22 protein-coding genes and 2 pseudogenes are annotated in these 26,099 nt (G+C 46.2%); 9 read left to right on the forward strand and 15 right to left on the reverse strand.

Features of this window, described 5'->3' with window-relative positions:
* Window positions 1-70: 70 nt before the first annotated feature.
* The gene (locus tag ABTV53_RS01260) at window positions 71-1,207 is read left to right on the forward strand and encodes a glycoside hydrolase family 88 protein (protein WP_433749712.1); all 1,137 of its coding nucleotides are present in this window, start codon (window positions 71-73) and stop codon (window positions 1,205-1,207) included.
* A 184-nt stretch (window positions 1,208-1,391) separates the two neighbouring features.
* On the opposite strand, the gene ABTV53_RS01265 is transcribed toward ABTV53_RS01260, so the two are convergent.
* Window positions 1,392-1,913 carry a methyltransferase gene (locus ABTV53_RS01265; protein ID WP_433749715.1) on the reverse strand — a complete coding sequence of 174 codons (522 nt, stop codon included), beginning with the start codon at window positions 1,911-1,913 and terminating at the stop codon, window positions 1,392-1,394.
* A gap of 290 nt (window positions 1,914-2,203) precedes the next feature.
* Here ABTV53_RS01265 and ABTV53_RS01270 point away from each other — a divergent pair, with 290 nt between their 5' ends.
* The gene (locus ABTV53_RS01270; protein ID WP_433749718.1) at window positions 2,204-4,579 is read left to right on the forward strand and encodes an Ig-like domain-containing protein; all 2,376 of its coding nucleotides are present in this window, start codon (window positions 2,204-2,206) and stop codon (window positions 4,577-4,579) included.
* 185 nt (window positions 4,580-4,764) lie between these two features.
* Here ABTV53_RS01270 and ABTV53_RS01275 read toward each other — a convergent pair whose 3' ends face one another.
* The 8 genes from ABTV53_RS01275 to ABTV53_RS01310 all read right to left on the reverse strand — a co-directional run bounded on the left by ABTV53_RS01275 (window position 4,765) and on the right by ABTV53_RS01310 (window position 11,931).
* Window positions 4,765-5,310: a chromate transporter gene (locus ABTV53_RS01275; protein ID WP_433749721.1), complete on the reverse strand. Its 546-nt coding sequence runs from the start codon at window positions 5,308-5,310 to the stop codon at window positions 4,765-4,767.
* A 2-nt stretch (window positions 5,311-5,312) separates the two neighbouring features.
* Window positions 5,313-5,900, reverse strand: coding sequence for a chromate transporter (locus ABTV53_RS01280; protein ID WP_433749724.1), 588 nt, complete (start codon window positions 5,898-5,900; stop codon window positions 5,313-5,315).
* Window positions 5,901-5,912: 12 nt separating this feature from the next.
* The gene (locus tag ABTV53_RS01285) at window positions 5,913-6,407 is read right to left on the reverse strand and encodes an Lrp/AsnC family transcriptional regulator (RefSeq protein WP_433749727.1); all 495 of its coding nucleotides are present in this window, start codon (window positions 6,405-6,407) and stop codon (window positions 5,913-5,915) included.
* Window positions 6,408-6,676: 269 nt separating this feature from the next.
* Entirely contained in the window at window positions 6,677-7,792 is a 1,116-nt protein-coding gene (locus ABTV53_RS01290) for a PAS domain-containing sensor histidine kinase (RefSeq protein WP_433749730.1), read from the reverse strand.
* Window positions 7,785-8,435 (reverse strand): response regulator, encoded by a 651-nt coding sequence (locus tag ABTV53_RS01295; RefSeq protein WP_017691068.1) that lies wholly within the window; start codon window positions 8,433-8,435, stop codon window positions 7,785-7,787. Before ABTV53_RS01295 ends, ABTV53_RS01290 begins: the two co-directional genes overlap by 8 nt.
* Window positions 8,436-8,558: 123 nt before the next feature.
* The gene (locus ABTV53_RS01300) at window positions 8,559-9,557 is read right to left on the reverse strand and encodes an ABC transporter substrate-binding protein (RefSeq protein WP_433749735.1); all 999 of its coding nucleotides are present in this window, start codon (window positions 9,555-9,557) and stop codon (window positions 8,559-8,561) included.
* Window positions 9,558-9,674: 117 nt separating this feature from the next.
* Window positions 9,675-11,285 carry a helix-turn-helix domain-containing protein gene (locus ABTV53_RS01305; RefSeq protein ID WP_433749737.1) on the reverse strand — a complete coding sequence of 537 codons (1,611 nt, stop codon included), beginning with the start codon at window positions 11,283-11,285 and terminating at the stop codon, window positions 9,675-9,677.
* A gap of 214 nt (window positions 11,286-11,499) precedes the next feature.
* Complete coding sequence (locus ABTV53_RS01310) at window positions 11,500-11,931, reverse strand: GAF domain-containing protein (RefSeq protein WP_074093163.1); 432 nt, start codon at window positions 11,929-11,931, stop codon at window positions 11,500-11,502.
* Between the two features lie 378 nt (window positions 11,932-12,309).
* Between ABTV53_RS01310 and ABTV53_RS01315 the strand changes: the two genes are divergently transcribed.
* Entirely contained in the window at window positions 12,310-13,086 is a 777-nt protein-coding gene (locus ABTV53_RS01315; RefSeq protein ID WP_433749740.1) for a Crp/Fnr family transcriptional regulator, read from the forward strand.
* Window positions 13,087-14,065: 979 nt separating this feature from the next.
* Here ABTV53_RS01315 and ABTV53_RS01320 read toward each other — a convergent pair.
* The gene (locus tag ABTV53_RS01320; protein ID WP_433749743.1) at window positions 14,066-14,788 is read right to left on the reverse strand and encodes a hypothetical protein; all 723 of its coding nucleotides are present in this window, start codon (window positions 14,786-14,788) and stop codon (window positions 14,066-14,068) included.
* A gap of 70 nt (window positions 14,789-14,858) precedes the next feature.
* On the opposite strand from ABTV53_RS01320, the pseudogene ABTV53_RS01325 reads away from it, so the two are divergent.
* A pseudogene (locus tag ABTV53_RS01325) lies at window positions 14,859-15,622 on the forward strand (IS5 family transposase).
* Here ABTV53_RS01325 and ABTV53_RS01330 read toward each other — a convergent pair.
* The 4 genes from ABTV53_RS01330 to ABTV53_RS01345 all read right to left on the reverse strand — a co-directional run bounded on the left by ABTV53_RS01330 (window position 15,603) and on the right by ABTV53_RS01345 (window position 17,396).
* Window positions 15,603-15,911, reverse strand: coding sequence for a radical SAM protein (locus ABTV53_RS01330; RefSeq protein ID WP_433749746.1), 309 nt, complete (start codon window positions 15,909-15,911; stop codon window positions 15,603-15,605). The pseudogene ABTV53_RS01325 and the gene ABTV53_RS01330 sit on opposite strands and share 20 nt — an antisense overlap.
* A gap of 53 nt (window positions 15,912-15,964) precedes the next feature.
* Complete coding sequence (locus ABTV53_RS01335; RefSeq protein WP_433749749.1) at window positions 15,965-16,276, reverse strand: hypothetical protein; 312 nt, start codon at window positions 16,274-16,276, stop codon at window positions 15,965-15,967.
* Between the two features lie 392 nt (window positions 16,277-16,668).
* Window positions 16,669-17,118: a GNAT family N-acetyltransferase gene (locus ABTV53_RS01340; protein WP_433749752.1), complete on the reverse strand. Its 450-nt coding sequence runs from the start codon at window positions 17,116-17,118 to the stop codon at window positions 16,669-16,671.
* Between the two features lie 122 nt (window positions 17,119-17,240).
* Window positions 17,241-17,396 (reverse strand): hypothetical protein, encoded by a 156-nt coding sequence (locus tag ABTV53_RS01345; protein WP_017691064.1) that lies wholly within the window; start codon window positions 17,394-17,396, stop codon window positions 17,241-17,243.
* A gap of 387 nt (window positions 17,397-17,783) precedes the next feature.
* Between ABTV53_RS01345 and ABTV53_RS01350 the strand changes: the two genes are divergently transcribed.
* The 4 genes from ABTV53_RS01350 to ABTV53_RS01365 all read left to right on the forward strand — a co-directional run bounded on the left by ABTV53_RS01350 (window position 17,784) and on the right by ABTV53_RS01365 (window position 23,831).
* The gene (locus ABTV53_RS01350) at window positions 17,784-19,298 is read left to right on the forward strand and encodes a DUF6359 domain-containing protein (RefSeq protein WP_433753999.1); all 1,515 of its coding nucleotides are present in this window, start codon (window positions 17,784-17,786) and stop codon (window positions 19,296-19,298) included.
* Between the two features lie 209 nt (window positions 19,299-19,507).
* On the forward strand, window positions 19,508-20,137 hold the full coding sequence (cdaS, locus tag ABTV53_RS01355; RefSeq protein WP_433749754.1) for a sporulation-specific diadenylate cyclase CdaS: 630 nt from the start codon (window positions 19,508-19,510) through the stop codon (window positions 20,135-20,137).
* A gap of 284 nt (window positions 20,138-20,421) precedes the next feature.
* Window positions 20,422-21,528, forward strand: coding sequence for a Glu/Leu/Phe/Val family dehydrogenase (locus tag ABTV53_RS01360; RefSeq protein ID WP_433749757.1), 1,107 nt, complete (start codon window positions 20,422-20,424; stop codon window positions 21,526-21,528).
* A 236-nt stretch (window positions 21,529-21,764) separates the two neighbouring features.
* Window positions 21,765-23,831, forward strand: coding sequence for a methyl-accepting chemotaxis protein (locus tag ABTV53_RS01365; RefSeq protein ID WP_433749760.1), 2,067 nt, complete (start codon window positions 21,765-21,767; stop codon window positions 23,829-23,831).
* A gap of 157 nt (window positions 23,832-23,988) precedes the next feature.
* Here the strand turns inward: ABTV53_RS01365 and ABTV53_RS01370 are convergent, their stop codons facing one another.
* Complete coding sequence (locus ABTV53_RS01370; protein WP_433749763.1) at window positions 23,989-24,852, reverse strand: LysR family transcriptional regulator; 864 nt, start codon at window positions 24,850-24,852, stop codon at window positions 23,989-23,991.
* 233 nt (window positions 24,853-25,085) lie between these two features.
* Here ABTV53_RS01370 and ABTV53_RS01375 point away from each other — a divergent pair.
* A pseudogene (locus ABTV53_RS01375) lies at window positions 25,086-26,068 on the forward strand (alkene reductase).
* Window positions 26,069-26,099 lie beyond the last annotated feature (31 nt).

Raw genomic sequence — 26,099 nt, forward strand, 5'->3', positions numbered from 1 at the left:
AGTGTAAATAATCTTTAGTTCAACTTATATAGCAAAGGTCTCTGGTATTGAATCGAGGAGGGTTATGTTCATGAACACATCAACGTCGGTAAAATGGCTCGAGGAAGCGTGGCAACAGGGGGCTGCCAAGACAATTCGGAATGCAAAGCGGATTAAGGATACATTTCCACACATTGCCCCACAAGGGATGTATGATCGGAATGATCCGGAATGGTGGACAGCAGGTTTCTGGCCTGGGTTGTTATGGCTGGTCTATGGGGAATCACCGGAAAGTGAAGCGGTCGCTCCGCTGCATCGCATTGCCGAAAGCTGTGAGCGCCAACTGGAGGGTTGTCTGCGTGATCCCGAATCGGTAGATCACGATCTGGGGTTCATCTGGCTGCTTAGTGGCGTAGCCAACTACCGCCAGACGGGCAGCACGGATGGACGGCGGCGAGGCATGCTCGCCGCGAACTTGCTCGCTGCCCGGTTCCATGTGCGCGGTGAGTTCATCCGCGCCTGGAACTTCAGCTCGTCAGCAATGGATACGCGCGGCGTAGCCATCATTGACAGCATGATGAACCTGCCGCTGCTCTACTGGGCATCCGAGCAGAGCGGCGACCCTCGCTTCCGCTGGCTGGCGGAAGCGCATGCGGACACCGTGGCGCGGGAATTCATCCGCGCTGACGGGTCCATCTGCCACGTGGTGGAGTTTGATCCACTCACGGGGCAGAAGTTGCGAGAGCATGGCGGACAGGGCCATGCTCCAGGTTCCGCCTGGGCGCGGGGCACCGCCTGGGCGTTGCACGGGTTTGCGCTGTCTTTCCGGTATACGGGCGAAGCCCGATATCTGAAGACAGCGGAGCGTGCGGCCGATTTCTTCCTCGCCATGCTTGGCGAAGAGATCGTGCCGGTGTGGGATTTCCGCGCACCTGCGGAGCATCAGGTGGCGTGGGACTCGTCCGCTGCGGCGATTGCCGCGAGCGGGTTGCTGGAGCTGGCGAAGCTGTCGCCACGCGGGGAAACCTATGCCGCCGCGGGAGAGCGCGTCGTCCGCGGCTTGCATGAGCACTATAGCTCCGGCGACTCGGCAGCGGAAGAAGGTCTGATCATGCAGGGAACGGTGCATTACCCGGAAGGGCGAGGGCTGAATGTGCCGATTATATACGGCGATTATTTCTATATGGAAGCGCTGGCGAAGCTGCGTGGACGTGCGGGGTTATTTTAAAAAAAGAGTTAAGAACTATTCAGCATTTGATTATTTAGTAGCAACAATAACAAACCATCATCACCTGTCCGCCTGAGGCTGTATCCAATACGAGGAACGAATGATATTTTTTCTATTGGAGGCCGCGGACAGGCTGATGATGTGTAATATGTTTTATGGAGAATCTTATGGAGAAGAATTCATCTCACTTCGAAGGTGTACGTCTCAGGATAACAAAGTCGGCAGAAGATTGATCCGGGTATCGCTGCGGAATAATCTCATCCACTTTGAAATCAGGGTAGTCGAAGAGATAATCAAACAGATTACGGTCCTGGATTGTATCAATCCCCGGGTTTCCGTTTTCTTTCAAACGAGTGTAAAGCACCACCCATGCTGTAGAAGCGTGCAGAACATTATAGAGGGTTTTGCGAAAATCCGTTTCATCCGTAATATGATATAACACATCCAGACAGACCGTCAGATCGGCTTGCAGGAAACCTCGGTTAATCCATAGGCCTGGTGTATACAGCATGAAGCTCTTGGACGAGTCTTTGGTAAACTGGGAAGCACAACGTTTTATCGAAGAAGCGGCGACGTCAACGCCCAGGTAGTCCTCATAATTCATGTACTGCAACTGGTTGCCATCCCCACATCCAAACTCAATGACACGATGAATACCTTCACGTTGAATCAGTCCGTTCACGACTTCGGCCTTGAATTCAGCCAAAATCCCGTATGACCCCCTCCCAGAAGTTTCACCCGAACGATATGTTTCCTCCCAATACCCGTTGTAGTCAAAAGGCTGACACATATGTATCCTCCAATTCTGTTAAAAGAAGTTCAAGACAGTCAATATACATAGGTATGCGCAATATTCGCAGGTATGAACGGATGAGAAAGGGATAGGAGATAAATTAATTTCCATAGAATCCCTGAAAGTTTCCTGAAAGTCTAAACATCTGGAAAGGACTTGCCGACATTAAACATAAGGCAAAAAATGATGATAATCGGGGGGAAATGATGTTAAAGCCAAGATTGACCAAGTACATGGTGATGATGCTGGTGTTGATACTGAGTATATCCAACGTAGGCTTGGCCGCTGCGGCAGACAAAGAACTGTCCAAAATTGTGGTTTCCAAGAATGAAATGTCGCTCGAAGTTGGTGACTCCAGTTCTGTTACGGTGACAGGTGTATATTCTGATAATACATCGGCAAACGTAACGATCAGTTCATCCTGGAGTACCAGTGATACTTCGATAGCAACTGTATATAATGGCGCAATTACAGCCAAAAAAGAAGGTACAGCTACGATTACCGCAGCGTACCAGGGTCAGAGTCAGACCGTTCAAGTGAAAGTAACGAAGAAGGTCAAAGCTCTTTCTAAAAACGTGCAAAGTCTGGACTTGCGTACGGGAGACACAAAAGACATTATTTTGACAGCAACGTATAGTGACAATGAAACAAATAGTGCAGCAGCAAGTACTGCAGAATGGTCTACCAGTGATGAGAAGGTTGCTACCGTTGTGAATGGTAAAGTAACTGGACAAAGCGCGGGTACGGCAGTGATCACAGCCAAAGTTGGCAGCCAAAGCGTGACGGTGGATGTTAACGTTGAAGTGGTTAAGCGTGTAGATGTAGATAAACAGCAAGTTAATCTATTGTTGAACAAGAGTGAAAGTGTGAAAGTAACGGCTACGTATCCAGATGGCACAACCAAAGATGTAACTGATCTGGCGGAGTGGACATCCAGCAACGAGAAGGTCGCAGATGTTCTCAAAGGTGAAATTACAGGATACTCGGCAGGTTCTGCCAAGATCACAGCCAAATATGGTACGAAATCCGTATCCGTTGACGTGGATGTAGATCTGACTAGCAAATTGAGTGTGGTAAATCAAAGCATTTTCTTCCGTTTGAGCGAGACAACCAAAACGGCTAATATCGTTCTTACGGCTTCGTATCCAAATAGCAGCGACGTGAATGTAACGGATCAAGCGACTTGGACATCGAGCAATGAGAAAGTTGCTACGGTATTCAAGGGACAAGTTACAGCCATTAGCGCAGGTTCAACAACGATCAAAGCAACCTATAGTGGCAAAACTGTAGAAGTTGCTGTGGATGTAGATACGGCAAGATATCTGGATATCAAAGATGTGAATGACAAAATCGCCATGAGTGTTACGGGTGATAACAAGTCCAAAACATTGGTAGCCAATGCAGAGTATATTGATGGAAGCACAGAAGTGGTAACGTCCAAAGCAACGTGGACTTCAAGCAATGCAGATGTTGTCTATGTATCCAACGGCGATCTCATCGCATACAAATCCGGTACAGCTACGATCACTGTAGCTTATGGCGGTAAAACGGTTAAATTTACAGTAAATGTAGACGTTCCGGACAAGTATGAGATGGACAAGAAGAAAGCATCCGTAGCCGTTGGAGGAACGACCAATGCCAAAGTACTGGCATTGTATGGTGAAACATCCAAAGATGTATCCGAAGATGCAACCTGGAGCAGCAGCAGCGACAAAATCGCTGAGGTAGATAGCAAAGGGGTTATCACAGGTGTTGCCACAGGTAAAGTAACGATTACTGCGAAAATTGAGGGCAAAACGCTGACTCTGCCTGTTGAAGTAGGTATGGCTAGTGGTCTGGAAGCAGATGTGAACTTCGTTGTTATGTCTGCCAAAGAAACACAGACCATCCTTCTGACAGGTACGGATGAGGACGGCAACACGCTGGATGTTACATCGGAAGCAACCTGGAAATCCAGCAATGCACGTGTAGCAGATGTGAAAAAAGGCGTGATCACAGGTAACAGCAGTGGTAAAGCCAACATCACAGCAGAATACGGCTCCAAAAAAGTGACGATCCAGGTTGAAGTGGATGTCATCTCCCGGATTGAAGCTTCCGAGCCGGCTCTTTCCCTGAAATCAGGCGATACAGCTGATCTGACGGTAACTGCTTTCTTAAGTGACGGTAGCGAGCGTGATGTTACGGATAAAGCGGAATGGAAAACGAATAAGTACACGGTTGCTCAGGTAACCAAAGGTAAAGTCAAAGCTACAGGTGCAGGTAAAGCCAAAATCACAGCAAAATACGGCAGCAAGTCTGTCACGATTGCGGTCGATGTGGATACACTGAAATATTTGCAGACGGATAAAGTAACGTTGACCATGAAACCAGGTGAAAAAGTAACTGTGGCGGCAACTGCAACGTATGCCGATGGCAGTGAAGCCAATGTATCCAAACCGGCTCTCTGGAAATCTTCCCGTATTGCGACAGCATCGGTGAAAGATGGAGTTATTCAGGCGAACGGCAAAGGTAAAGCAACGATTACGGTGACATTTGCAGGTATGAAAACCAAAGTAACGGTAGTGGTTGAAGCGAAGTAATTGGGTCTCCCAGTTCCTACGTAAATCATGAAATATAGTAAACGGTGATCCCAGTTTAATAGCTGGAATTACCGTTTTTTTTGTATATAAACTAATGTAAAAAAGAAACGTCCAGAACCCCTGCATACACGCATTGCAGATGTATAACCAAGAGATTCTATGACGTTCCCTATATGTTTCTATTACTACATCGTATGGGACAGCACCAGTGCACCATAGGCAAAAGCGATCACGATCAGTATGGCCGGATGCAGCTTGGTCTTGGTCATGACCCAGAGTGAGATGCCAGCAATGACTAATGTCTGCCAGATACCGATGGAATCAGTGGATAGCTGTCCGAATTCCCATGTGAGCAGAATCATGAGCACAGCGATAACAGGCTGCACAAGTAAGGTCATGCCTTTGACTTTCGGTGAAGTGCGGTGTTTGTTCAATAGACGAAGTAATAAAATCAATGCGGTTGCGGAAGGCACGATTGTGGCAAAAGTTGCGATAAACGCCCCAAACCAGCCCGCCACGTGATACCCGACGAATGCAGCAATTTTGGTTGCAATCGGGCCAGGAAGGGCGTTACCAATCGCCAGTACATCACCAAATTGCTCTGTAGTCATCCATTGGTAATGGTTCACAATCTCTTCCTGCATAAGCGGAATGGAAGCCGGACCGCCCCCATATCCCAAGATGTTCGCTACGAAAAATCCCCAAAATAATTCCCACCAGGTCTGGAGCATCCTTAGGACACCCCCTTATCGGACTCGCCTTTGGATTTGAAGCGCTGGACCAGCTCCAGATGGAAGACACCATATCCAAGGAAAACCGCGATCACAATCCCCGGATGGATGTTCAGCAGCTGTAACGATACAAAGGCAATCACCCCGAATAGGGCGGCAAAAACTTTGCCGAGTCCCTTCCAGGCTTTCATGGCAAACTCATAAGCCATCATGCCCAGCATGACAAAAATGACCGGCCGCACGGCGGCTACCATGCCTGCGACCACTTTCGACTCGCGCAGCGCGTACATGGAACCGAGCAGCGCAATAATGGCAATACTGGTCGGCAAAATATGAGCGAGTACGGACACAATGGCGCCCAGCACACCTTTGGTTTTATAACCGAGATATGCGGCCATCTTGGTCGCGATGGGACCCGGCAGGGCATTGGCGATAGCCAAAATCTCGCCGAACTCCTCATCACTAACCCATTTGTAACGTGTAACGGCTTCATAACGGATTAACGGGATGACCGAAGGGCCACCACCATATCCGAGAATTCCGGTTCGTACCATTCCGATGACGAGACCCTTGTAATCTTTCCAACCCATGCTGATTTCCTCCTAGAGTCTCATGCCCATCCGGCTTTTATAGCGTTTCAACAACAGCTGTGATTCCACTTTGACGATACCCGGCATCTTATAGAGCTTCTCCAGCAAGAACTGCTCCATCTCTTCCATATCCGCAAAAATACCGTGCATGTGCAGGGTACTCGGGCCTGTCATATGATAAAGGCTGGTGACGGCTGGCTCTTCGTCCAGTTTCTCAGCGACTTCATCCAGGAAGGGCGGTTCGACATCGACATTGAAAAAGGCCGAGACCTGAAGCCCAACCTTGCCAGGGTTGATCACCACGGTGAAGCGTTCGATGATGCCTTTTTCGGATAACGCATTAATGCGCGCCTGAACAGCTACACGCGACAACCCGATCTGTGTACCCAGGTCCGTATAGGATATTCGGCTGTTCTTGTGAAGCGCGGCAATGATTTTGCGATCCATCTCGTCCAGATTGTACATTTGTGGAATTTCTCCTCCTTTGGTGGAGCGTTTCTCTGACATGTTGACCATCCTTTTCTTTCGCTATATGAAATGAACAATGAGATTTTACTAAACATACAATGTGTATGTGGCATTCATAGTTTAATGACGAATCGTAACTTGCGTCAATCTATTTATCATGATTATTGAATTTAACTGATTTTGAGCCTTCATTTTGTCATTTCGACCAATCGGAAATAAAAAGACCACTCGCACAGTCCAATAGCGAGCAGCCGTTAAATAATAGTTAGCTGGAGTGAAGCGCAAAGAGTGATACGAAGCAAGTCCGGTTATACCTGGGCTGTCTTGGGCAATAAAAGGGTAACGGTGGTCCCTTCACCAGGCTTGGAAGAAACTCTTAACGTTCCTCCTGCACCACGGGCACGCTCTTCCATACTGAACAATCCAACGCCATTGCCAGCCGTTGCTTCGCTGAATCCGGCACCCTGGTCTTCAATAATAACCATCGTCATGTCCTCAGTATCTTCTATAGTAACACGTGCCTCGGCAACATCGGCATACTTCGCGACATTGGTTAAGGCTTCCTGAATAATCCGGTAGATGGCGATCTCCCGGTTCATCTCCAGTCGTTTGCGCAAATTACATTCCAGATCAACTTCGATCCCGTAGTGACGGGTGTAATTCTCGATATACGTACGAATCGCCGGAACAACACCCAGGTCATCCAGAACGGATGGTCTCAGCTCCCATGCCATCCCGCGTACATCTTCCATGATACCCGTGACCTGTTTACGAAGTGCTTCGACGCCCGGGTGAGGCTGATCTGCCAGTAGCCGGTCCATCTGGATCACCAGAGAGAAGAGACTCTGTCCGATCCCGTCATGCAGTTCACGCGAGATCCGGCGTCGCTCCTCTTCCTGAATGTTCATCACTTGGGACATCATCTTCTGCAATTCGCCTTCGACAGATTTCAGCTTGGTGACCTCACTACGTACAGCCAGGTATTGATATGGCTCGCCGTCGTTATCAAGGAAAGGCACGATGGTGGTGTTGACCCAATAATAACTGCCGTCTCTGGCCCGATTGCGAATTTCCCCGTTCCATACTTTACCTGACGATATCGTCTCCCACAGGTTTCTCATAAAGCTTTTGCCATGGTATCCTGAATTAATGATTCGGTGATCCTTACCGATTAATTCCTCGCGCTCATACTGTGAGATTTCACAAAATTTATCATTCACATACTGGATTTTACCCTTGCGGTCTGTCAGGGCTACAATGGAAGATTCATCCAAGGCAAACTTCAGATCACTCAGTTGATGCAGGGACCCCTTCAACCTGCTGCGAAATTCATTATCCGTAATGTGATTATCGATTTCGTTCAGCAGGAGGCGTACGGGCTGGTCTGCGAGTCCACTTAATCTGTTCTTGCGAGCACTACTCAAAGTTCAGCAACCCCTTTTTCATGGCGAATTTCACCAGTTCCGGTCGTGTACGCAGGCCTAATTTCTCCATCAGATTGCTTTTATGGGATTCGACCGTTTTGACACTGATGATCAGATGTTCGGCGATTTCCTTGTTGGCGTAGCCTTTAGCAATCCAGGACAAAATCTCTTTCTCCCGCTCGGATAACGTGTCATACGGTCCGGCGTTTTCCTGCTTGGCTTTGTCCAGGTATTCACTCATCAGCCGCTTGGTTGCACTTGGGTACAGATAGGCGCTACCCTCTGCTACGGAACGAATCGCGGCAAGCAATTCTTCATGCGGTGCACTTTTGAGTATATATCCGGATGCTCCCGCGTGGATGGCGCGAAACAGATATTCTTCATCGTCATGCATGGTCAGTATCAAAATGGAGACATCCGGCATCAATTTCTTCAATTCAGCCGTAGCGGTCAGACCGTCTTTGCCTGGCGGCATGCTGAAATCCATCAAGACCACATCTGGTTTCAACTCTTGAGCCTTGGCAATGGCTTCATCGCCATCTGCGGCATCACCAACGATATGTATATCATTCTTTCCTTCAAGTAAGGCGATCAGCCCGGAACGCACGACAACATGGTCGTCTACAACTAATAGTTGAATCACTTGATCTCCCCCTGTCCGATTCCTCAGTTCTATCTATATCATAACAAAAAAAGAAGCCATTCAGAGCTTTAATCTCCGAATAGCTTCTCTCACTCAACCCGTGTGGGACAGAAACATTAAACCTTAATGTTCTGTTTGGCCGAAACGTTCCTGAATCATATTGGCAATTTCCTGGACCTGTGCCTCCACGGCAAGAGGATCATATGGCCAGAACCGTTCCCCATCCAGCTTGAATACTCGATTGTTCTTCACGGCGTCCAGGGATGACCAGACGGGTGATGTTTCATCGAGCGAACCACCATTGGATAAATCCAGGAAAATATAATCACCGGCATAATCCGCCAGTTTCTCCTCGGATACAGTTACAGTATCTTTATCCTGATCAATCAGTTCCTTTTGTACAATGTCTGGTGCTTTCAGTCCGAGCTGTTGGTAGATGGCTTGCCCACCGCGGTTGACACCATCTCCGTTAACATACCAATCCTTACCAAAAAGACTGAAGTTGGAGAAAGTCGTACCTTCTTTGACCAGCCCTTGAATGGAGTCCTTGGCTGACTTCACTTTTACTTCGAATTGGGACAACCAGTCTGCGGCTTCCTTTTGTTTGTTTAAGATTTCTCCAAAAGCAGTGATTTCCTCGTGCACATTGTCGTATGTACCATAAGGGATGATGAGGGTTGGTGCGATTTTGCGATATTGCTCATTCAGCTTCTCATCTCCACCTACAGTGACGATCAGGTCGGGCTCAAGTGAAAGAATTTTTTCCACTGAACCACCGTCAATACGACCAATGTCTGCTACGCCTTCAACCAGATCAAGCACATAAGGGCTTTCTAGCTCATAATCAGGTGCGCCTACTGGTTTGACGCCAAGTGCGAGAAAATCAGCGAGGTAGCCCTGCGTCACAATCCGCTGCGGGTTCGCTGGAATTTCAACGTCTCCATTAGCGGTGGATATGACCTGCATTTCTGAGGCGCTGTCTGCCGATTGCTCTTCTGTAGCTGCAGTCGAGGAAGGTTTGTTTTCTGTCGTTTCTGCGGCTTGGCCTGAGCAGCCAATAATTCCAATCACCAGTACCAGGAACATAAGCCCAGTCCACCATTTTGATTTAACCCCTGTCATTCTGCTTCTCCCCAATCAATAATGATTATCTTTCTCAACAAAACCTCCTTAGTATCGTAGCTTTTGGATACAAGTATCGTCCATCTCAAAATGTGACCTCTTGAGCATGGACAATGGTTACCTGTGCTTTTCACCATTCTCCCGAATCAGGATATCTACCATAAGCTGAAGTTGCTTTTCCAGTGCCAGCGCATCATTACACCAGAATTGTTCCAGTTTGAGAGGATATATCCGGCTCTTTCCGTTATTCATAATCTTGTTCCAGTGTGGTCGTTCCCTGAGTTTGACTTCTGCATCATGATAGAGACCGCCTTCATGTGAGGAAAGCACGAGAAACATATGGTTTGCTGCATATTCCGTCAATTGATCTTCCTGAATAAACTGATGATGATTAGGTTCCAGAACGTCACGCAGAATACTGGGAGGAGGTGTGAAATTGAGTCCATAATAGATGTTGTATGCCGCTCTGGCGGTTACATTCCAGATACAGATTGTTCCATCTTCCCAGAGTTCATATAACCCAACGGTTTCATCAGGCTGGATTGCAGCCCCAAGTCGTTCAGCTTCACTGCTGACCAGTGCGGTGTAATGCTCTATCCATTCTTCGGCAGCCTGTTCTCGACCTATGATTCTTCCGATAAGTTGAACGGTCTCCAATCGATTTAACTTGTCCCATGGCAGGACCATAACCGGAGCAATCTGTTCCAGTTGTTCGAGCTTATGGGGCAAATAGTATAGATAATCTGGCGCGATGATCAGATCAGGTGGTTCCGTTCGGAGGATTTCTTCCACACCATATTCATCCAAATCCAGTACATCATGCAACTCGTCTTGGATTAGCGGTGACATAGCCCATGGTAGGAATGAGGCGGCAATGGGTTGAACGCCTAAGGCTAAGAGATCTCCTGTGTACTGTACGGTAGCAATTCGTCTTGCGCGGGGCTGTAGTCGGTATTCACTTGGACTGCTCCCAGTGAACTGCTTGAATTTTCGACTTAAGTATAAACCGTCGGAGTACCCTACAAGTAGCGCAATTTCATTTAAGGTGGCCTGCGTGGACAACAGGTATTGCTTCGTCTTGTCCATACGAACTCGGGTCAAGTGAGCCTGAAAGCTGCGTCCAACCTGTTTTTGAAAGAACCTAGAGAAGTAGCTCGCATTAAAACCAGTTAATCTGGCGAGTTCTTCACGGGTGAGATGACTGTCATAGTGATGATTCATATAATGAAGTGCTTCACGAATTATACTGTCTACCATTTCTGCAGAAGGTTTAATCGCCAGCTTGAATAATTCGAGCAATTCACTCAGCAGATAATGGGATCTGGCTTCTTCGGTCTGGACACTTCCTGTCCGGTTTTCGGAAAGTTCCTGGATGATTGCCAGCATTCGCAGAACTTGTGGACTTGCACCGGTTTTTGAACCATGTGAGGGCAAGTTCACTGATGTTAGCTCATAAACACGCTTGTCAGGACTCTCTTCCGTTAATGCATAATCCTGAAAACTGATATGATGCAGGGTGAAGGCAGAAGGCGGGATATGTATCAACTCCAGGGAGCACTGGGGATGTAGAAAAAGTAATTGTCCTTTATGTAAAACACCGTGCTCATTCCCATATCTATAGTTCACCGTCGCTGTGCATGTAATCAATGAAGGCGTTCTTATGGAAATGGTACTGTTGTGCCGTGTGGATTCCCATGGAATAACACTGGCATTTGTCAGTACGAACATATCTGTGGCCTCCTTAACTGTATATTCTATCTATGAATATATGGATGTATGGACTCGATTATATCAATCTGTGTGAGTGACGTCGATGTATACAGATGAGCGAGACAGGTGAACAGACTAAGGCTTGCTCCGCTGTGAATAACTATAATAAAAAAAGTCTTGGTACTCCCCTAAGGAAATAACAAGACCTCTTCCGTATTAAAGACAGATGTCGTTATCCAAACACCTTCGGCTGAAGATGTAGAGCGACTTGCTCCGTCTGCCGGATCATGTCCGGTGAGAAGGTGCAAGGCAGTCTGCTGCCAACGAGCAGCACGGCGCCAGGCACGCTTCCTTCCTGGAACACAGGTACCGCTATGGCACTTACCAACCGCTCAGCAAGCATTAACGGGCAACGACCGGGTGTATGCTCCCCGGTGGATTGTGCATCAGATCGGGCTGTGCGTCCAGTCCGAAGGGCTGTGCCTACCAGATCTTGTCCGGGGCGCATTTCCATGCGTTTCACCCGTTCATTACTAGCCCCGGAGGTATACTTCCAGCGTAGCATCGTCCCGTTCAGACAGGCAAGTCCACAGAAGTCGCTGGATGTGTTCAGGCGCAGGCCGTCGATCATCTCCTGAATGCCAGATGGCAGTTCATCATGCATGGAGAACACTTCCTTTTTTTTCGGAATATAACGTATATAACGTTGTGATTATTATCATTAACCTTTGGACAGGATCATCTTAAAGTAAGGGTATTACAATGGTAGTTCTATTGTAGACCCTTTCTCGTACATTGTAATTCAGGGAAAACCCCTATTTCCATTCCATAATCTACTGAACCTGGGCAGTGGAGGACTCCTGAATCAGGTGCACCAAGGGATTGAAGAAATGCGAAGCATGAGGCATATCGGTGAAATGTGACTTTTCTCACAGCAAATTCAGGGAGTTTCTCGTTAATGATCAGGTAATCCCCCGATAACCCTGACGCTACTTTCGCGATATGATGTATACATAAGGAATCACCGAGGGGGACGAAGGTTATGAGTACAGTATTTGTGGAAAGAACAACCCAGAGAACAGCGCAGAAACAAACGGAGGCGGGCAAAATGACACGAGAAACAGGCGGAATCCTTTCGTTCGTTACACCTGAGCAATGGGACCTGATTGAAGCGAAAATGCAGCCCAAACGGGTAAAGTCGGGGTATAGTCTCTTTCTCGAAGGCGATGAAGCCGGATATCTGTACTACATTCGTTCGGGACGAGTGAAAATGACCAAGTCGACGGAGGATGGCAAGGAAATTATCCTATCGATTCAGCAAAGCGGCGATCTCATCGGGGAGTTCGGAGGCATCGGCGGACTGAATCATAGCTATAGTGCAGAGATGGCGGAAAAAGGGGAACTGGCCATTATCTCGCTTGGCGATCTGGAAAGTATACTCAGCAAACATGGCGACCTTGCTTTGAAATTCTTGCAATGGATGGCACTGTCGCAGCGGATTACCCAGTCGAGATTCCGTGATTTGCTGCTGTATGGCAAGGCGGGTGCGCTCGCTTCGACACTGATCCGTGCCAGCAATTCGTATGGCAGGGTAACACCGGATGGTATTGTGCTGGAAATGAAGCTGAACCATACCGATCTTGCCGAGATGATTGGAGCTACCCGGGAGAGTGTAACGCGTATGCTGGGGGCATGGAAGGAACAAGGTACGCTGGATATGATGGACGGCAAACTGATGATTCGGGATCTGGCAGCCTTGCGTTGTATGTGTGGATGTCCTACATTCCCGAGCTGTCCAGTAGAGTTGTGCCGGTTGTAAATTAGCTTGTTCAGAGGCTTCACCTCCATTGGCGATTGGGGTCGTTACGGAGAATTATAAAAAGAGCTGGCATCCGTATAATCGGTGTCAGCTTTTTTGGTGTATGCGGAAAGTTACATATGTAGCATTCGGTCTCCATTGGCCGCGTCATATTCCCTGGAGAGAATCGAATAGAGAACCGAGTCATGAAAGGAACCTTTGTAGAACCAATGCTCCCGCAGCAGACCTTCACGCTGGCAGCCAAAAGGTCAGCGGTTCGATCCCGCTAGTCTCCATACTTGAAAACCTTTGGGTAGCAAGGTTTTTTTCTTTTTGTAGGTCATTGACTTAGATGAAAATTACCTTACTGGTCATACTTTGAACTCTTTAAAAAATAGCACTGTAATCATACTGCAAAGTGAAATACAAATGAAGTTGAGTGAAATTAGCCTAGAGAATTTAACCCCTAGGCCCATTCTATACTTATCCGGATCAACAAAAACTATTTCAATCGCATTACTTTTAAGTCACTCAATCCCTTTTTTCAATAGGTCCAAATTAAATCCTAATAATAATCTTCCTCTTTAAATCACTTGTGAATAAAACATTTTTCGGCATACTACCAAATCTCCAAATCTTACTAATTTACATTAAACTAAGTATCAGATTTTCACAATATATTGGTCACACCCTGATAAAACTGTGATCACATACCACTGAAAATTATCGGAAACTACAGTTCACTTTAACATTTATAATCCCATTAAAAGCGTTTTATAAAGGAATTTAGAGACACTTTAGAAAACTAGTGGAAATATCACTTCCTATGCTGGTAGTATGCACATTCCTTCACTTTAAATCCAATTAATGGTAATTCCAAGAGCCGTGTCATCATTATAGAATGAAATAATACACTAAAAAGAGGATTGGTCATTAACAATGTACCAATCCCTTAGAATATTTTGATATTCACACATTTTTTACCCCTTATGTTTCACTTTCATAATGAATGATTGCTTGTATTACTCTCTTTGTTGTTCATGTTCAATATTTGCGAATAATTATTTGTATATTCTTCCAAGTATGTCTCATACAATTCATGTTCAAAATTCTCAGCAGCAAAATCTTTTAATTCTTCAGCCAGTTGGTTATTTTTAAACAGATCATAACAAAGGTGACATTGATCGATATAACCATCTTCACGTGGATTATAACCCATATTTATCGCAGATTCATAAAAGGCTTTAGGACCTTTTAAGCGTAACAAGTTAAATATAGGGTCCTTAAGGAATTTTTTATGCAGTGGTATGATTGATTGAGATATATCTCCTACTTCCAAACTAGGTAAATGACCAGCAGTATTACAGCAGGGTATAACTTTTCCATAAGCAGAAATTGACATAACCGAACTTGGGCATAGTCCTTGGGGCACTCCTTTAGTAGTAAAAAGCGATTCATCTTTTATTTTAAATGAAGCTCTGCCTACAGGATGACAAGGAATCTCTCTACATTCTATATTAAGTAGGTCATCTCCATGCTCATGAAGAAAATCAGCAAGTCTCCCTGAACTCTTGGTTGCAACGAACTGAAGTTTAACCTCTAGGTGAATTTCTTTACATGCACGTATTACATTAATTACGCGATCTCTATGAATAAACTCTTGATGGAAATCATCAATTGATACTATTAATGCCCTTACACCCATTTCCTTAAGTTTCTTCACTTTTTCTTTAGCTTTTGTTAGGGCGTGTCTTCAAATCGTTTAAATGGTAATACATGGGTTAATATATTAGATGAATATAAGATACGAAATAAAAGAGACACAATGGCAGCGAGTCCAAGATCTGTTTCCACCTGAACGAAAACCACAAGGAGGACGTCCCGCAATAGATAACCGAATCATGCTAAATGCGATGCTTTGGGTTGCACGTTCAGGTGCCCCTTGGCGTGATCTACCTGACTACTTTCCTCATTGGAAATCCGTCTACACTCGCTTTCGACGTTGGCAGAAAGCAGGGATTTGGGATGACGTGCTGAAGTGTGTCTCCCTGGAAGTGGATGACGAAAGCGTTATGATTGATGCCACGATTGTGCGCGTTCATCAGCATGGATCGGGCGCAAAAGGGGGCAAAGCAAGCAAGCGATCGGACGTTCCCGCGGTGGACTAAGCACCAAAATCCATGTTGTAGTCGATGCGCTCGGAAATCCACTTTGTTTCGAATTAACGGGTGGTGAAGCTCATGACTCTGTCCAAGGCTATGATCTTCTGCAAACGATGAAACTGACAATGAAACAGGTATTGGCCGATCGAGCGTATGATACGAATGCGATCAGAGCGCTTTTGGACGAGCAACAGGCTATTTCAGTCATTCCAAGCAAGAAGAATCGCCGAAAGATTCAGCCTTATGATCGAGATATTTACAGAGAACGTCATTTAGTTGAATGCTTCTTTAATAAAGTGAAAAACTATCGTCGTCTCGCGACTCGCTACGATAAATTAGCGTGTACATTTAAGGCTTTTTTGACTCTGGCATCCATTATGGTGTGGCTTGCCTGAGTTTGAAGACACGCCCTAATGAAACACCCCAAAAGCCATTTGTATTTATAGATATTTCTGCTCCTTTATTAATTGCGTAATCGACTATATTACACAACCTTTCAAAATATAGGAATGCTTCCCCTCCCGACAAACCTATCTTAGGTTTTTTACAATCATAAAAAGCGGAGTCAATTATAGGAAAGATTTGTTCATCAGTCATATAACCATTTTCGAAAGGTGAAGAACTCACAGCACAATGGTCGCACATGGCATTACATGTATTCCATAGTAATATACCTAAATTCATATATAGACCTCACCCTTCTATTTTTAAAAAAAGTATTTATCCTTACTCGTGGTTTATTTATATATATGGACCCATGCGTTACCGGATAGCTGTTCTATTTTTGTAGGTATATTTTGACTCCAATCAACTATTGCCAACGCAGCCTTCTCAGTTGGATTTAATGTAATATTGTGTTCTTTTATGGTTTTATCAAAATCCTTGGCTAATGAATTCTTAAAGACCTCGTCAGAAACGGCTTTTTTAATTAATGCGGATACTTCATTACTTGGCTCGATTGGACCAATATGACCACTCGGACCCTCTGAACGAAATTTAGTGCCTGATGTCGGTACCCTTAGTTTATTTTCTTTAGCCTTTTTAAACATTTAAAACCCTTCTTTCTTTTATTTTTTTATTCTTATCAATATATAATTTGATGTTTCAATCTATGCATACAATTTACTTTGTATCGGCACTTTATTAGGATTGTATGTAAATCTACGGTCCATAGAGATATGCCCCTAAGTCAGATACATTCGGTTTTAGAATGGAATTATACTTTTATTACATTATTGGCATACTATCACATCTCAAAATCTTACTAATTTACATTAAACTAAATATAGTTCCTCGCAAAAATATTGGTCGCCCTTTGGTCACATCGTGGTCACACACTATCGAGAACTATTGGAAACTACAGTTCATTCTAACATTAAAAATCTCCTTAAAACCCTGATATAAAGGCACTTTCGGACATAATAGAAAACTACAGGAAATTTCAGTTCCTACGCTGCATACCAATCTTCTTCATGACATTTTCCGAAGCTGTGTTGTGCGGGCGACATTTGGCGTAAATCCGGTGAATACCCAATTCATTGAAACCAAAACCGAGTATAGCCAGGGCAGCCTCGGCGGCATAACCTTTTCCTTGATAAGCGGGATGGAGGACGTAACCGATCTCTGCGTTGGTTTTCTCCATAACGTGGATACCCACTCCGCCAAGGAGAGTCCCGTCACTTTTCAAACATATCGCAAATTCAAAACCCTCTCGTGGTTGTGTGTGCTGCATGTCCAACACAAACTGCACGTACTCTCGCGTATCTTCTTCCGTATTCGGTCCCCACGCTGTATGCTGAGTAACTTCTGTCATGGATGTGTAGCTATGTATACTTTCCCAGTCTGTCTCCAGAATATCCCTGATGATGAGTCGTTCGGTCTCCAATTGCATCGTTGTTCACTCCTTCACGTTGGATTAATTTACTGTACATTGTACAACAAAAAAGCTCATAACGGATTCAACGAAGGAATCGATCATGAGCTATGCTGTGTATCTATGATGGATGTCGAATACTATTGTGGTTGTTTACATTGAACTGCGGGATAAGTATAAGCCAGCTTACGGATAATTTCCTTTTGCCATCTCGTATCACCCAGGTTGGTTGCCAGGTTCAGAAGATCCAAATAATCGTCAAGCTGCAGGTCAGCCTTTTGCAGAGTTGTATTCATTCGATGTTCGTTCCCCTTTATCTATAAAATCGTAAAATCATATGCAGTAGAAATGTACATTGAGCAAGTTCAAGAATGATAATCATTATCACATTTATATATTCATTATGCAATGAACGCTGGCAAAATGCAATCCCAAGTCCGCATCGAATTTAACTTTTTTCTGAAATAGGTTCATTAAAATGGAATTCTAATGATAATCAGTATGGGCAAATAGACTCAACTTCCAAACTTTTTCATAAACTTTACAAAAAGAAAGAGGAATTCAGCATATGAACCATTAAATTAAAGGAGGATAACCCATTATCAGGTAATTTGGAGGAGGAGAAAGGGAATATGAAAAAGGCGTTATGGCAGCATTGGATCGGGGCATTCCTGGTCTTTATCATGATGGCAACTGCACTGCTGGGGCCGGGTTCACAGAGTCCGGTACAAGCTGCAGCACCACTTACGGTATCTCAGGCCATCGCTGCCCAGAGCGGTGGAGGAACGGCGACGGTCGAAGGAATCATTGTTGGACATGCTACCGGGTCACTTACAGCGAAGTTTACATCTCCTTATGCCAATGATTTTAATGTTCTGATTGCAGATTCAGCGTCAGAGCGGACTAATGCCAGATTACTGGATGTACAGATTTCTTCATCTTTCCGTTCGCAATATGGACTTGCTTCCAATCCGAGTCTTGTAGGCAAAAAGATCATCGTAACCGGAACCCTGGGTGCCTACAACAGCTATGCAGGAGTCAAAAACCCAACGTCCATCACACTTTCCTCCGGAACAACCAATCCTGATCCAGAACCGAACCCAGGTACAACACTGCCGGATGGCACCGGCAAAAAAGTATTGTTCGATAATACCCACGCCCAGACAGCAGGTGCTGCCGACTGGATTATTGACGGGGCATTTTCGGATTTTGCTAATGGTTTGCGAAACGCAGGCTTTGCCGTGGATCAGCTGGAACGCAGTATCCCGTACACATTTGGTGAGCAAGCCATCACCTATAATAAATTGAAAGATTACCACGTATTTGTCATCGGCGAAGCCAACGTGCCGTTCAAAGCGACTGAGCAGGCTGCGCTGGTGCAGTACGTACAGAACGGAGGAAGTATCTTCTTCATCTCCGATCACTATAATGCAGATCGTAACAAAAACCGCTGGGATTCGTCCGAAGTATTCAACGGTTATCGCCGTGGTGCCTTCCTGAATCCAGCCAAAGGCATGTCCTCGGCCGAAGCGGAATCACCTGCCATGCAGGGGGTAATTAGCTCAGACTGGCTCGCGACCAACTTTGGTGTTCGTTTCCGCTATAATGCTCTCGGCGATGCGAACGCATCGGATATCGTTGCACCTGTACAATCCTTCGGCATTACGGCTGGTGTTAACTCTGTAGCCATGCATGCGGGATCGACCATTGCAATTATAGACCCCAACAAGGCCAAAGGCTTGGTTTATGTACCAAGTGGTGTGTCCAAGTGGGGCAATGCTGTGGATCAGGGCGTATACAATGGTGGTGGAAGAGCTGAAGGAGCATATGCTGCCATTGCAAAGGTTGGTGCGGGTAAAGCCGCATTTATCGGTGATTCTTCACCGGTAGAAGATGCGACTCCGAAATATATGCGTGAAGAGACCGGCGCCACCAAGAAGACCTATGATGGATTCAAAGAAGTGGACGATGCCACTTTCCTTGTAAATACTGTGAAATGGCTCGCGGTCAAAGAGAGCTACACCAGTCTGGCACAAGTGCCAGGACTGACATTGGATACGGCAACAAGCCTGCTTCCTATCGAAGCTCCGGCTGCGTCCACCGAGCCGCAACTTGAACCATGGGCTACACCCGCGGCAGGGTACAAATGGTATGACCCGACTACATTTAAGGCAGGTTCATACGGCAAAGCACAATAAGTGAAATAGACAGGGCATCAATCATCTTGCAGATAGGGTCTGACCGTGAAGGTTTGCGGACAGGCTCTTTTTTGTCTACTATACCAGTTGCAATTACGACGAAGATTAGTCCCTGCAACCCTGCCATTGCATAAATAACTGATCCGGAGGGGAAGGTATGGGTACTAATGATGTGGCGTGAAGCCCAACCCAACCAGAGGAGGCGGCGAATGATGACTCAGCAAGCAGACTGTAACAGTTCCTTGATGAGGCAGAAGCTCAAGGCAGATCTGCATCGTGTGGCGGATCGAATGAACATGACGTTATCCCGTTTTGACAATGACAGTGTCTGTCTGTTGGGGCAGTTTGCAGAGATTCGAGCGGAGATTAAACAGATCGAGGTGCTCGCCTCTTCTTTTTATCTGGATTGTTATCTGTCACCTTTTACCGAGAAGTTTGCCGAGTTAACATCAAGCGTACAGCATCTGTCTGACCGGAGATATGGTGCACTGATTGTGATTGAACGGGAAGTTCCGTTGGAGACGATCATTCACTCAGGCGTGGCTGTGGATGCAAGAGTGACGCATGCGTTGCTGGAATCGCTGTTTATCCCCGGTGCGCCTCTGCATGATGGGGCTGTTCTCATTCGTGGCAATCAGATTGTATCCGCTGGGAATGTGTTGCCTTTATCGCAGGCGGAAGTGCATGAACGAAAGATAGGCACCCGTCATCGGGCTGCACTGGGATTGAGTGAAATAACGGACGCGGTTGTGCTGGTTGTCTCCGAGGAGACGGGACAGGCTTCTTTCGCTGTAGATGGCGATTTGCATCCAATCAATGTGGTTGAAACGCTCCCTTAAATGGAACGATCAAGTGACCTACTTGGGGTGATTAAGATGAGAATGTTGAGGGAAGAGTACCTTTCTCCTGTAAGGGAGAGAGGTTTTTCTATTGATAGACGATAAAATTATAATCTGAAATTCGACAGCTTTGCTCCCGCCATATGAGAGACATCGTTCGATGCTTCTCTAATTGCGATGTGATTTTGCACAAAATGGGTATTCGTGGGTACAATAGAGGATGGTAAATAAACAGAGAAGAATGCGATTGGATCGCAAAAATGGTTGGAGGAGACGGTTAGCACATGAGTTGGTTTGAAGCAATGGAGCAACACGATTATGAGGAACTGGTTCTGTGCCAGGATCGAAATTCAGGGTTAAAAGCAATTATCGCCATACACGACACAACACTCGGCCCTGCGCTGGGAGGCACACGGATGTGGACTTACGCTTCAGAAGAAGCAGCCATTGAAGATGCCCTGCGCCTTGCCCGTGGTATGACATATAAGAATGCAGTATCTGGCCTGAATCTGGGCGGCGGCAAAACCGTTATTATCGGAGATCCGCGGCGTGACAAAAACGAAGCCATGTTTCGGGCATTTGGACGATATATTCAAGGGTTGAACGGACGTTATATCACGGCCGAAGATGTGGGAACAACGGAAGAGGACATGAACCTGATCTATCAGGAAACCGATTATGTGACAGGCATCTCGCCGAGCTATGGTTCATCCGGTAACCCATCACCTGCAACGGCTTGGGGTGTATATCGTGGGATCAAGGCGTCAGCCAAAGAAGCATTCGGTACCGATCTGCTGGAGGGTAAAACGATAGCGGTCCAAGGTGTAGGCAATGTGGCGATGCATCTGTGCAAATATCTGTATGAGGAAGGTGCACATCTGATCGTTACGGATATCCATAAGGACGCGGTGAAACAGGCTGTGGATCGCTTCGGCGCGACAGCTGTTGATCCCGCAGATATTACTAGTGTGGAGTGCGATATCTATGCCCCATGTGCACTGGGCGGCACGATTAATGATGATACGCTCAAGACACTTAAGGCAAAGGTTGTAGCGGGCTGTGCCAATAATCAGCTGCTGGAGACCCGTCATGGGGATCAACTGTATGATATGGGCATCGTATACGCGCCTGACTATGTTATCAATGCAGGTGGCGTAATTAACATTGCGGATGAGTTGAATGGTTATAATGCGGATCGAGCGTGGAGCAAGATCGGAGAGATCTATTCGAATCTGGAGAAAATATTCGAAAGCTCACGTACTGAGGGCATCGCTACCTATGTTGCCGCAGATCGTCTGGCTGAGCGACGGATCGAACAGATGAAGAATACGCGCAGTACATTCTTGCAGAATGGCCACCACGCATTGAGTTCCCGGAGATTGCGCAAGTAACGTAATAGAATCATATCATATTATCCAATCTGTAAACGGTCTGTTAGGTAACGGCAACATCCATTCCAAAGATGGGTAGTGTCGATCTAACAGGCCATTTTTTTATGTGGCTATCAGAATAAAAAAAGAAAAACAGTGGCAATATCTCCCTAATTGATCAATTTCACTATGGATTTTTCCGATAATGTATGTACATCGTTCAGATGCAGATGGTTCAGGGAAGTGGGGAGAAGGAAATGGGGAAAACAAAAGGGGCAGGGCATAAGGTCAAAAATATGTCGCTTAAAATCAAGCTGCCTTTCATGATCAGTGTATTGGTCGTTCTGGTTCTGCTTGGTGCAACGACCACAAGTTATATGATTTCATCTGATGTTGTGGTCAGGAAAAGCAAAGATGAGATTAATGTAATGGCTGACCGCCTTGGGGAAGGGCTCTGGACAGCGATGCAGCTTCAGCAACAGATGAGTCATGCGATATCCGTACATAATACTTTTAAAGAACTCTTAAAGTTGCGTGATACGAACGAAATGACAGATGAAACCTTTTTTACAGATGAGAATCCATATTTCAATAGAGCAAATACGATTCTCACCGACAGTATATCTGATACGGAAGGCTCCAAGCCGGACTTGTTCGTGTTTGACAAGGAAGGAACAATGGTGGCAGGAACCATGCCGGAAGTCATTGGGCAGTCACGGGGAGATCGGGAATATTTTAAGGAGTCCATACAGGGGAAATCCTTCATCAGTGACGCGGTCGTCTCTAAGGCTGGCAAGAAGCTCATTATTGTATTCTCGGAGCCTATCACCGATGAACAGGGGAATATACTGGGTGTGTTCGCCATGTCGGTGGACAGCAGCTTTTTCCTGGGACAACTCGGAGACATTAAAATCAATGCCCAAGGCAGAGTTGAAGTGCTAAGCCGGAGCGGCATCATCATGTATGATTCACTGGACCCTTCCATTGTGGGACAAACGCTGGAAGCGGACAAGGAAGCGATGGGAATTATCGAGGCCAGAGCCACTGACAAAGTGAAAATCACTTCGATGGATCGAGATAACATCTATTATCGCGTTAATCAGATTCCTGGTGCAGATCTCTCCGTGGTCATTATTGATGATTATGATGATATCAAACGTCCACTAGAGGATATGCAGCGCCAGATGATTATCGTGACATTGATCGGAGTTGCTCTGGCTATTGGTGTGGGATTGCTGATTTCTCGCAGTATTACAAGACCTATCATTCGTCTGATCGGGCTGTTCCAACAGCTTGCGCAAGGCAATCTGACCGTTAAGGCCAATGGCAGATATAAAAGTGAATTCAAGGATCTGGCGGAGAGCTTTAATGGTATGGTGGAGCAGAACAGGAATCTCATTACCGATATGAATAGTTCGATTCATATTCTCCAGGCAAGCACTCAGGAACTGGAGGAAACATCCAAACAGACAGCAAGATCCATTGATGAGACATCGGCGACGTCCATGGGGATTGCAAAAGCCATGGAGGCTCAATCGGAAGATACCGAGCAGATTGCTGGCAAATTCAACAGCTTTGGGGATAAAGTGGCTGCCATGAACAGCAGTGCACAGGATGTGAAGGCAAGAGCAGATGAGATCGAAACGGTATTCCACAACGGGAATGAAGTTGTCAATGAACTGATGCGTATCAATGAGGTGAATGAACGGGAAGTGGAGAAAATCTCGGAGATTACCGTCAAACTTCACACAAGTTCGGGCAGTATTAGTCAGATCACGGAAGCCATCAGTCAGATTGCGAAGCAGACCAATCTGCTTGCATTGAATGCTTCGATTGAAGCATCACGGGCTGGAGAGCATGGTAGAGGATTTGCGGTTGTGGCCGAGGAGATCCGCAATCTGGCAGAGCAGAGTTCCCGCCAGTCCAAGGAAATCTCCAGCATTATCGAGCAGAATCTGGCCGATGTCGCTGAGAACAACCAAAGTGTTGCCGAAATTCACACCATCTCGTCCAGGCAGGATGAGCTTGTCATTCAGACTCGTCAGGCATTTGATATGATATTGGAGAAGGTGACGGTCATTAATCAACAGATCGCCACGATGGCAGGACAGATGCAAGAGATGTTGCAGAACAAGGATGACGTACTGGAGTCAGCCCATAGCTTGTCGGCTTCAGGAGAGCAAGTATCAGCTTCGGTTGAGGAAGTAACAGCAACCATGATGGAGCAGTCTTCCACGGTGCAGCAGTTGGCGAATATGGTCGATACGATCGATCAATTGACGCAAAAGCTGGCTGAATCAGCTGCAAGATTCAAGGTGGAGTAAGCGTTAATTATATATGGTGTAGAGGGAAAAATGACGACAAAAAAACACTCTTCGGAGTGTTTTTTTTGGTTTGCAACCAGCACCCCTGCCCCCATCTAAGTAATGCGTAATAAGGGCAATGTTCCGTGTGATGGTGTAGTAGTATAAGTTACCTACATCAAAAAGTAATGCACTTCTGATTCAGCAGCTTCATGAATTGATCCAGCGCACTGCTGACATAACGACCCTCACTGCGAACAAAGGTCGTTGAAGTATGTGTGAATCGCTCGGCTACGTCGAATACAGAGAAATGATCCGGTTTCTTGTGAATAACGCTGCACGGCATTAGGGTAAAAGCAACACCAGATTCCACACAGCTGAGCAGGTTTTCCATCGTACTCACTTCGATGATATTGCGTGCGGATAACCCTTCTTCCTGCAGAAATTCTTCAGTCATTTCACGATACGGACAGCCCTCAGGGAAAACAACCCAGGATACTTGGCACAGGCTCTCGGGTGGTGTATCCATGCGCTTGGAGATGATATGAACCGTGTCCTGCATCTCATATTCCACCTTCAGACCCTCCTTCACACAAGCACCGCTGATAAAGGCACCATCAATCTCATCGTCCTGTATTTTCTTGCGCAGTACTTTGGGTGAAGTGGCATTAACGAGTGAGATGGATACCTTCGGGTAGGTTAACTGATATTCATTCAGAATCTCCATAAAACGGCTGGATGCCGCCGTTTCCACAATGCCGATTTTTAGCGTGCCGGAAGGCTCACCCGGATCGGTCATATCCTGCTTCAGATCGTGCAAAAGGTTGTGAATCTGTGTGGCGTACTGGACGAACTGTTCTCCTTTGGAGGTCAGTACAACACCTTTGGGAAATCGGTTGAACAACTGAATTTGATATTCCTGCTCCAGTTTTTTGATGCGCGTAGTGACATTGGATTGTGCGTAATTCAGTTCTTTGGCGGCCTGTGAGATTTTGCCTGAACGTGCCACCGCGAGAACAATATCGATATCGGAAAGCTCCATTTGTATCCTCCTGAACGTGGATTACCTTCAATTAATTCGGCAGATGGTGATGTCAGGTATCTCTCTGAGAGATACAACTATATATTTCAATCATTTTACGATATATCAGAGCCGCCGTACAATATCCTTAATGACGAAGAGAGTAGGGATATGACATGGATAACATGAATAAACGTTCAACACTATTAAGCCCGGTAACGATTCATCAGTGGCAATTAAGAAACCGAATGGTGATGGCTCCGTTGACCCGGGGGTTTGCTGATGATCAGGAGGGGACGGTGACAGATGAGATGGTGGCGTATTATGAGCAGCGTGCGCAGGATGGTGTGGGACTGATCATTACCGAGGGCATTAACCCCAATCTGGCAGGCAAAGGCACTTACGGCATCCCCGGCTTATATACAGATGAACAGATGACGTCTTGGAAAGAGTAACGGATGCTGTTCACAGACATGGCGGCACCATTATTGCTCAGCTGTGGCATGTCGGCAGGTTGTCCCACTTCGATCTGATCGGAACCAATCCAGTGGCACCTTCCAGCCTTGCGGCAGAGGGAAGAGTGCATAAGCTGCATAAGCCGTATCAGGTTCCTCAAGCGATGAGTACACAGGATATAGCGGATACAATTCAGCATTTTCAGGCGGCAGCCCGCAATGCGGTTCTCGCAGGTTTTGACGGAATTGAGCTTCATGTTGCGCATGGGTATCTGATCGACCAGTTTATCAATGAGAAGACCAACCACAGAACAGACGAATACGGAGGGGACCTAGCGGGCAGATTGCAGTTCCTGCGGGATCTTATTGTGGCTGTGAAAAAAGAGATCAGTGCGGATCGCATATCGGTTCGATTCTCCGAGAAAAAGGATGATGATGCATCCTATGCATGGGCAGACAAAGCTGCAATGATCGATGCGTATCTGAACTTGTTCCGCGAGACGGGAATTATGATCTTGCATCCCTCAACAGACCATTATGCAAAAGCATGGGATGGTGGGCAGTTCTTTCACGAGCGAATTCGAAGTCGGTGGGATGGAATCATCATTGGTGTGGGGGATTTGGATGTTCAGACCGCAGAGCATGCGATTGATAAGGGAAGCATAGATTTGGCTGCGTTCGGCAGACCATTTATTGCAAACCCTGATCTGGTGCGGAAATTACAAGCGGGTGAGCCATTGGTGGAGTATGATGCGAATACGCATCTGCCTGTGTTGGTATGAAAGAGAAAACTGAATAAGAGAAGAAATCGAA

The sequence above is a fragment of the Paenibacillus amylolyticus genome, assembly GCF_050990605.1.
In the GTDB taxonomy this organism is placed as follows: domain Bacteria; phylum Bacillota; class Bacilli; order Paenibacillales; family Paenibacillaceae; genus Paenibacillus; species Paenibacillus amylolyticus_H.